This window comes from Roseivirga ehrenbergii (genome assembly GCF_001593005.1).
GTDB lineage: Bacteria > Bacteroidota > Bacteroidia > Cytophagales > Cyclobacteriaceae > Roseivirga > Roseivirga ehrenbergii.
In genome coordinates this window covers 1-6,777 of the sequence record NZ_LQZQ01000019.1, presented here as the reverse complement: position 1 = coordinate 6,777, position 6,777 = coordinate 1, and the positions used below count along the sequence as shown (strand labels likewise).

General features: G+C 39.7%; 8 protein-coding genes. 5 read left to right on the top strand and 3 right to left on the bottom strand.

What is annotated here, in order from left to right; translation table 11 throughout:
- Positions 1-254 precede the first annotated feature (254 nt).
- The 4 genes from MB14_RS09115 (at position 255) to MB14_RS09100 (ending at position 4,595) form a co-directional block, all read left to right on the top strand.
- Positions 255-905 (top strand): FKBP-type peptidyl-prolyl cis-trans isomerase, encoded by a 651-nt coding sequence (locus tag MB14_RS09115; RefSeq protein WP_062591259.1) that lies wholly within the window; start codon positions 255-257, stop codon positions 903-905.
- Positions 906-1,123: 218 nt separating this feature from the next.
- Positions 1,124-2,167 carry a hypothetical protein gene (locus tag MB14_RS09110; RefSeq protein ID WP_062591258.1) on the top strand — a complete coding sequence of 348 codons (1,044 nt, stop codon included), beginning with the start codon at positions 1,124-1,126 and terminating at the stop codon, positions 2,165-2,167.
- A gap of 27 nt (positions 2,168-2,194) precedes the next feature.
- Complete coding sequence (locus MB14_RS09105; RefSeq protein ID WP_062591257.1) at positions 2,195-3,109, top strand: phytanoyl-CoA dioxygenase family protein; 915 nt, start codon at positions 2,195-2,197, stop codon at positions 3,107-3,109.
- Between the two features lie 85 nt (positions 3,110-3,194).
- Entirely contained in the window at positions 3,195-4,595 is a 1,401-nt protein-coding gene (locus MB14_RS09100; protein ID WP_062591256.1) for an MBL fold metallo-hydrolase RNA specificity domain-containing protein, read from the top strand.
- Between the two features lie 241 nt (positions 4,596-4,836).
- Here MB14_RS09100 and MB14_RS09095 read toward each other — a convergent pair whose 3' ends face one another.
- From MB14_RS09095 to MB14_RS09085, 3 genes are all read right to left on the bottom strand, one after another.
- Positions 4,837-5,178: a RidA family protein gene (locus tag MB14_RS09095; RefSeq protein WP_062591255.1), complete on the bottom strand. Its 342-nt coding sequence runs from the start codon at positions 5,176-5,178 to the stop codon at positions 4,837-4,839.
- A 118-nt stretch (positions 5,179-5,296) separates the two neighbouring features.
- Positions 5,297-5,623, bottom strand: a complete 327-nt coding sequence (locus MB14_RS09090; RefSeq protein ID WP_053225160.1) for a HesB/IscA family protein — start codon at positions 5,621-5,623, stop codon at positions 5,297-5,299.
- Positions 5,623-6,060, bottom strand: a complete 438-nt coding sequence (locus MB14_RS09085; RefSeq protein WP_246032634.1) for a hypothetical protein — start codon at positions 6,058-6,060, stop codon at positions 5,623-5,625. The genes MB14_RS09090 and MB14_RS09085 overlap by 1 nt, the downstream gene beginning before the upstream one ends.
- A gap of 90 nt (positions 6,061-6,150) precedes the next feature.
- Between MB14_RS09085 and mce the strand changes: the two genes are divergently transcribed.
- Positions 6,151-6,552: a methylmalonyl-CoA epimerase gene (gene mce / locus MB14_RS09080; RefSeq protein WP_062591254.1), complete on the top strand. Its 402-nt coding sequence runs from the start codon at positions 6,151-6,153 to the stop codon at positions 6,550-6,552.
- Positions 6,553-6,777: the final 225 nt, after the last annotated feature.

Here is a 6,777-nt window from a genome sequence, read left to right as displayed (position 1 = left end):
AAGGCCATCGCCCGCATGAAACAAATCAGGAACGACACCCGATTCAAAAACAGCTGGGTGCATATTGTGAGGTTGAGTAGGTAAGCAGAATAATATGTGCAACAAACCCAAAAGAGCAGCCAAACGGCTGCTCTTTTGGGTTACATTCAGCTAAATCCAACTTTAATAGGGAGAGGCTTAACATTTTTAAAGAGGTTGTTCTAGTAATGTTCTATTTGTAAATTGGCCTTTCTTGAAGTTATAAAGCTCCTACCATGAAATCATTCCTGCTTACTATTAGTGTTTGCCTATTTCTTACTTTTCCAGCGACCTCTGTTTTTGCACAGAAGACGGTAGAAAAGTATGAAAATGGTGAGAAGAAGTACCAAGGTAGAATGGCGGATGGGATCAAAATTGGTAAGCATTCCTTTTGGTACGAAGACGGCTCTAAGAAACGAGAAGAAAAGTATAACGACCTTGGAATTCTAATTCAATTGAAGGAATGGGATGAAGCTGGAAACATTGTGACAGATGAAAACCCCGAGGAGAAGTTTGAGAAATTTCGAGAGGATCAATTCAATAACATAACTTGGATTGAGGTAAAATATAACTTAGGACTCTCAAAAGTGAAGGGGGAAATTTATACTGAACCTATTTTAGAACCTAGTGATATGATTTTACACTACGCTACTTATTTAGAGAATGGAAAAGAAATTGATAGCTCCTTCAGAACAAAAAAACCAATAGGTATTAACCTAAAAAAGAGTGGTTTGATTGATGGTTTTCAAGAAGGGCTCAAGTATTTTCAGGAAGGGGATAATGGTTTTATAAAAGTACCCGCGCGAATGGCCTATGGATCTGAAGGGACTAGAGAAGTGCCCCCAAATTCCACCCTTATTTTTCAGGTATATATTTTAAAGCGGTAGCTGATAACTAGCCACCGTTATTGTTTCGTCATTAAGAGAAATTAAACCTGTGATAACAAGGTTTGCAACCTGTCTGTTCAGAACAGCAGTGGTGAAGATATGTCCGATTGTTGCGACACAAAATTCCTTTAAACCCTAAATCCAAAACTTCCCGCTCTTAACCCTTAACCCTTATCTACTCAGTCCTAATTACTATCTTAGAGCAAAGAGAAGTTACCATGGCCCTGATCAGTAAAAAGAAGATTCCCTTTAAAATAAGCGAGGAGCTACGCGCCTACCTTTTGCGCTATAAACGGCTCATCGAAGTGCCCATTCAGTACGATGATTTACTGAGGTATAATAATGCCATTCCTCTTTACAATTCTAAAGGAGACGATACCCTTTGGGAAACTGTTTTCTATCCGCAAGACGACATGAAGGACATTTACTTGGCCCTCAAAAAGATTTACTCTGTGCTAATGGCTGATGGAGATGTTGGGGTGATGGAACACCTAAGAGTAGATAGGGTAGATCTCTGTGCTTTCGGCAATACAAAGCCTTTTAGGGTACGCATTGTCAACCAGATCAACGATAACTTTGATTACTTCTATGTAAAAAATGCTGATGCCTCCAGAATTTATGGGCTGGAGTTGGAGCATTTGCTTTCTCCTAACCGAATGAGTTATGTGGTGCATAAAAACACTTTAATCGAAGAGCATATTGTGGGAATTCCTGGAGATGAGTTCATTAAAAACCATATGAATAGCAAAATGCTTAATGAGATTAGGCTGGCCAAAGAGTTTGTGAAGTTCAACGAAAGGTGCTTCGTTCGGCTTTTGGGCGATATGCACTCTAGTAATTTCGTGGTAAATGTAACTCCTGATTTTGAAGAAGTGAGCTATAGATTGAAAGCCATAGATTTTGATCAGCAATCTTACGAGGGTAGGAAAAGTGTATATCTTCCGCAATATTTCAAACAGAATAACGAACTGATTGAATTGGGGCTTAAGCATATGACTCCCGAAACGGTAAAGCAATATCAAAAGGAAGAGCGCTCATTGATTGCCAACCGACTAAGGGTCGAGCGCTATCGGGTGTTAGACCTTATCAATGCAATGATTAAGGATACGCTGGCTTTTCCTGAGCAGGTTAAAAAGCTTAGGAAAGACCTTGCCAAATACTACAATGAAAAGGCTTTTTTAAAGTGCAATAATATGGGTGAAATTGTGAGAAGGAGCCTTTGGATGGTGATTAAGAAGCCAGATTTATATGGCGAAAAGTGATGTGAAAACCTGCCTAATTTTACTTTTATGAAGACAGAGATTATTAATAGAGAAAGATTTTTTGAATGTGGCTATGCCTTGTTGGAAGAGTCCATTCCAACGGAAATACTTAATAGGTTTAGAAGTATAGCTGACGAAATAGAAGCTAAAGCACTGGAATATTATAGGCGAGGTGATACCTTGTCAGGCGCTTGTGTTATCGAGGATTCTGTAGGGCCACGATTAATGCGTTTCGATGACCTCCATTTCCATTATACAGAAGACCTTAACCGATTGCTGGCCACCCCTGTTTTTTTAAAATTGATAAAAGAACTTTGCGGCCCCACTGCCATTATTCTTCAGGCTGATATTCTATACAAGCATCAACACCCTCATCCAGTAGTGAAATGGCATCAAGGAGCTCCAAATGATCCAAATCATGCTTACTTGAACATCGGAATATATTTAGACGATTCTGATCTGAACGATGGATGTTTACGATATGTGCCTGCAACACATACTGAATTGCAGGACATAGAGTCAATTGAAAGGGATTACGGTTGGAATCCTCCAAATGTAGTGCAAGTTCCTGCCAAGACTGGAAATGTTATGGTACAAGAAATGATGGTGTTACACAGTTCAGAACCTAAGCGCTCACCAGGGGCTAGGCGAACAATTTATGTAGAAGTTAGACCTTATGCGGCAACACTGGAAGACGGAAAACAGGATGAGCATTGGATAGAATTGCGTAGGCTTTGGATGGGAGAAATTCTTAAAAATGACACTGAAGGTGTCTTCACTGATAAAGAGAAGGCTTTCTTTGGCGAAAATACAAGTTTATCCACTCATGAATTAATGAAAGAAATTACAGAGCATCGCTGCCCACCTATTCCAGCGGTTTATAATTATAAATCGACAGAAGGGCCTGATTACCCAATACCAGCTGATTTGGAAGCCTATTGATTTTGCCCTAATGCATGATATTTATCATTTATGATTATGAATAATGTTAATTCTGTTGAAAGTTGAGAGTTGTTAATTTGATGCTATGGATGTAAGGTTAAAGTTTTTAGGCGGAGCCCAGTCGGTTACCGGTTCAAAATATTTACTAGAACTTGATAAAAAGAAGTTGTTAGTGGATTGCGGTTTGTTTCAAGGCTTAAAAGAACTTAGGCTCAGAAACTGGGATGAATTTCCGATGGACGCCACAACTATTGATGCCATCGTATTAACTCATGCTCATATCGATCATTCCGGTTACCTGCCAAGAATAGTAAACGAAGGCTTTAACGGACCGATTTATTGCACAGAAGCGACTGCCTCACTTTTAGAAATTTTGCTTTTAGATGCCGCAAAGCTGCAAGAGGAAGAAGCTGAATTTGCTCAACATAAAGGCTATTCAAAACACAATCCGCCTTTGGCACTTTTCAATACCGAGGATGCAAAAAACGCACTCGAAATGGTGGTGCCTATACCTTATCAAAAGCCAGTCAATGTTTTAGAGTCCGTAACGGCCACTTTTTTCGATGCTGGTCATATTCTTGGGTCGGCCATTGTGTCGCTTAATATTCAAGGAGAAACCCAGCAGAAAAAGATTGTGTTCTCGGGCGATTTAGGGCGCTACAATCAACCCTTGTTAAAGGATCCTTATGCAATGCATGACGCAGACGTCCTTTTTATCGAATCCACTTATGGCGACAGAGATAATGTGGCCGAAGATATTGAAGGGCAGCTGGCCAGTATTGTGAAAACTGCATTCGACAACGATGGCTGTTTGCTGATCCCTTCTTTTGCGGTAGGCAGAACCCAATTATTGCTCTACTATTTCCACCGCTTGTTAACCACCAATCAGATTCCTGCATGCGATGTTTACATTGACAGCCCAATGGCCATTAGTGCGACTAACTTGCACAAAATTCATCGTGACGACCACAAATTGAGTATTGGAAGGGGCGAACATGAATCCATTTTCGATTACCCTCGCTTTAAGTACTTCCGAACTCAAGATTCTTCCATGAGTATCAATAGCATAGAAAAGAATGCGGTTATTATTTCAGCCAGCGGAATGTGTACTGGGGGAAGAATTATGCATCATTTGTTCAATCGTCTGTCACGAAAAAATGACACGCTTTTGTTTGTTGGTTTTCAGGCGGAAGGTACAAGAGGCCGAAAGATTCTTGATGGAGAGCCTACCTCTCGTATTTATGGTATTGAAGTGCCTGTAAAATGTCATGTCGAACATATCAATGGGCTATCAGCGCATGCCGATAGAGGTGAGTTAATGCGTTGGGCAGGCCAGTTTAAAGAAGCGCCTAAAATGACTTTTGTGGTGCATGGTGAATTGAAAAGTGCCCATCACCTGTCGTTAAAACTCAAAGAAGAGTTGCATTGGCCAAACGTAATGATTCCACGGTATTTGGAAAGCTTTGAGCTATTTACAGGAATTTAATTTTAAAGCGAGTTTTAAGATTGATATGCAGGTCTGACCTATTCGGTGCCGACCTTAGAGGATCGGTCGGTACCGAAGGTCAGACCGTGAGCTAAAAGAAAATGTTCTTTATTTCTTATTTCTTTCTGTCCCAACACCGTAGCTTGGGTATATATCTACGGAATGATGGTGCCGTATGGGGTAAGTTGCACTAACGTGCTCTTCTTCAAAATAATAGAGCTCGATAAAGCTTAAGATATAACTACTTCGCTGCGGTGATTATGATTTCTACAAGCAAACCTTCTCTGGGAAATTGTGCTTCAACACAGGCCCTTGCTGGTGGGCTATCGGGTGTTACCCAAGCATCCCAAGCTTCATTCATAGCCGCTACTTGAGACTTGTCCGAAATATAGATTGTGGCCATTAAAGCCTTCGATTTGTCAGAGCCGGCAGTGGCTAATAAAGCATCTATTTTACTTAAAACACTTTGAGTCTGGGTCTTCATGTCCTGAGTGGTATCATCAGGAATTTGACCAGCCAAGTAGATTGTATCGCCATGAATCACAATCTGACTCATTCGGTTTGATTGATTAAGTTTTTCCATGTCAAAATCATTTGTTTTTGAATGTTCAAGCTATTGAATTCTTCTCAAATATGGGTTTTTACTAACAAAAAAGGTGTCTTTTTGAGACACCTTTTTCAATTCAATATTTTGAAAATTCTTATACCGAAAAACTTTCTCCGCAACCGCATGTGCGCGAAGCGTTCGGGTTTACAAACTGAAAACCTTTTCCGTTCAGTCCGTCAGAAAAATCGAGGGTGGTACCCAATAAGTACAAAAGGCTTTTTCTATCGACTAAGATTTTAATGCCTTTGTCTTCAAAAACCTCGTCTTTTTCCTTTATTTCAGAATCAAAATCAAGGTCATACATCAGGCCAGAGCAGCCTCCGCCTTGCACCGAAACTCTAATGTTATTGTCGTTCGATTTTCCTTCCTTAGAACGAAGCTCGAAGATTTTCTCTTTTGCTGAATCTGTTACTGTTATCATTAGGCTACAGGATTAAGTACTATACTAAAAACGGTTATGGTATTAATATCGCGTCCGTAATATAATTTGTCAAGCGCATCGTACATATTACCCGCTCTGAAATACGAAGTGTGCAATTCTTTTTCACCCTTTGCAATCCACTGAACGGTGTAAGACTGGTATTTGTCTTTGTAAGACTTTACGTAGTCCAACATTTTTCTCAACGCATCAAGCTTATCAATGCCCAATACAGACTGAAAAAGAAAAGATTGATTGTGCCTTGGGCTAATCGTAATCAGGTCGAGCTTGGTTTTACCCTCGTTCTGCTGAAACTCAAAGCTCAATTCACTTCCTTTAATACTTAAATGGCTTTCAATCTCGCGTTGAAGCTTAATACTCTCTACATGGATATCTGTTCCGGCACCCGTCATATGCATTGATTTTTTTATGCTGTCCAAATGCGATAATTTGGACTTCGATTAGAAACAGGCACAAGGCCTCGAAAGTTTCCTTTAATTTACAAAGATAGTTAATGATTCAATAAGTCTATGCGAAAGATAGAACACATCGGCATTGCCGTAAAGAACCTAGATAATTCTAATGCCCTTTTTGCCAAGTTGTTTGGTGAGCCTCATTATAAGATTGAAGACGTGCTTACGGAAGGAGTAAAAACTTCATTTTTCCAAGTAGGCCCAAATAAAATCGAATTACTGGAAGCCACAAACCCCGAAAGCCCAATTGCTAAGTTTATAGAAAAGAAAGGCGAAGGTATTCATCATATTGCTTTTGACGTGGAAGATATTGAAGCTGAAATTTTCCGCTTAAAAGCGGAAGGTTTCACCGTGCTCAACGAAACACCCAAAAAAGGAGCCGACAATAAAATTGTTTGTTTTCTTCACCCAAAGTCGACCAATGGAGTGCTGGTAGAACTTTGTCAGGAGGTGAGGTAGTTATTGGTTATGAGTTAAGGGTTAAGGGCGACAGACCATTGATTCATATTATAAATTTCTGCTACCCACTATTTTGATTGTAAGGATAAACCCAAAATAAAAGAAGGGAATCATGTAACCTCGTTCTACATACCCGTTCCTTTCTAATTGACTATTGACTATTGACTATTGACTATTGACTATTGACTATTGACTATTGACTATTGACTATTGACTAAAATAGTA

Excerpts from the sequence above, each read along its gene's own strand:
- MB14_RS09115 (WP_062591259.1), top strand. The coding sequence starts at position 255 with ATGAAATCATTCCTGCTTACTATTAGTGTTTGCCTATTTCTTACTTTT.
- MB14_RS09110 (WP_062591258.1), top strand. The coding sequence starts at position 1,124 with ATGGCCCTGATCAGTAAAAAGAAGATTCCCTTTAAAATAAGCGAGGAG.
- MB14_RS09105 (WP_062591257.1), top strand. The coding sequence starts at position 2,195 with ATGAAGACAGAGATTATTAATAGAGAAAGATTTTTTGAATGTGGCTAT.
- MB14_RS09100 (WP_062591256.1), top strand. The coding sequence starts at position 3,195 with ATGGATGTAAGGTTAAAGTTTTTAGGCGGAGCCCAGTCGGTTACCGGT.
- MB14_RS09095 (WP_062591255.1), bottom strand. The coding sequence starts at position 5,178 with ATGGAAAAACTTAATCAATCAAACCGAATGAGTCAGATTGTGATTCAT.
- MB14_RS09090 (WP_053225160.1), bottom strand. The coding sequence starts at position 5,623 with ATGATAACAGTAACAGATTCAGCAAAAGAGAAAATCTTCGAGCTTCGT.
- mce (WP_062591254.1), top strand. The coding sequence starts at position 6,151 with ATGCGAAAGATAGAACACATCGGCATTGCCGTAAAGAACCTAGATAAT.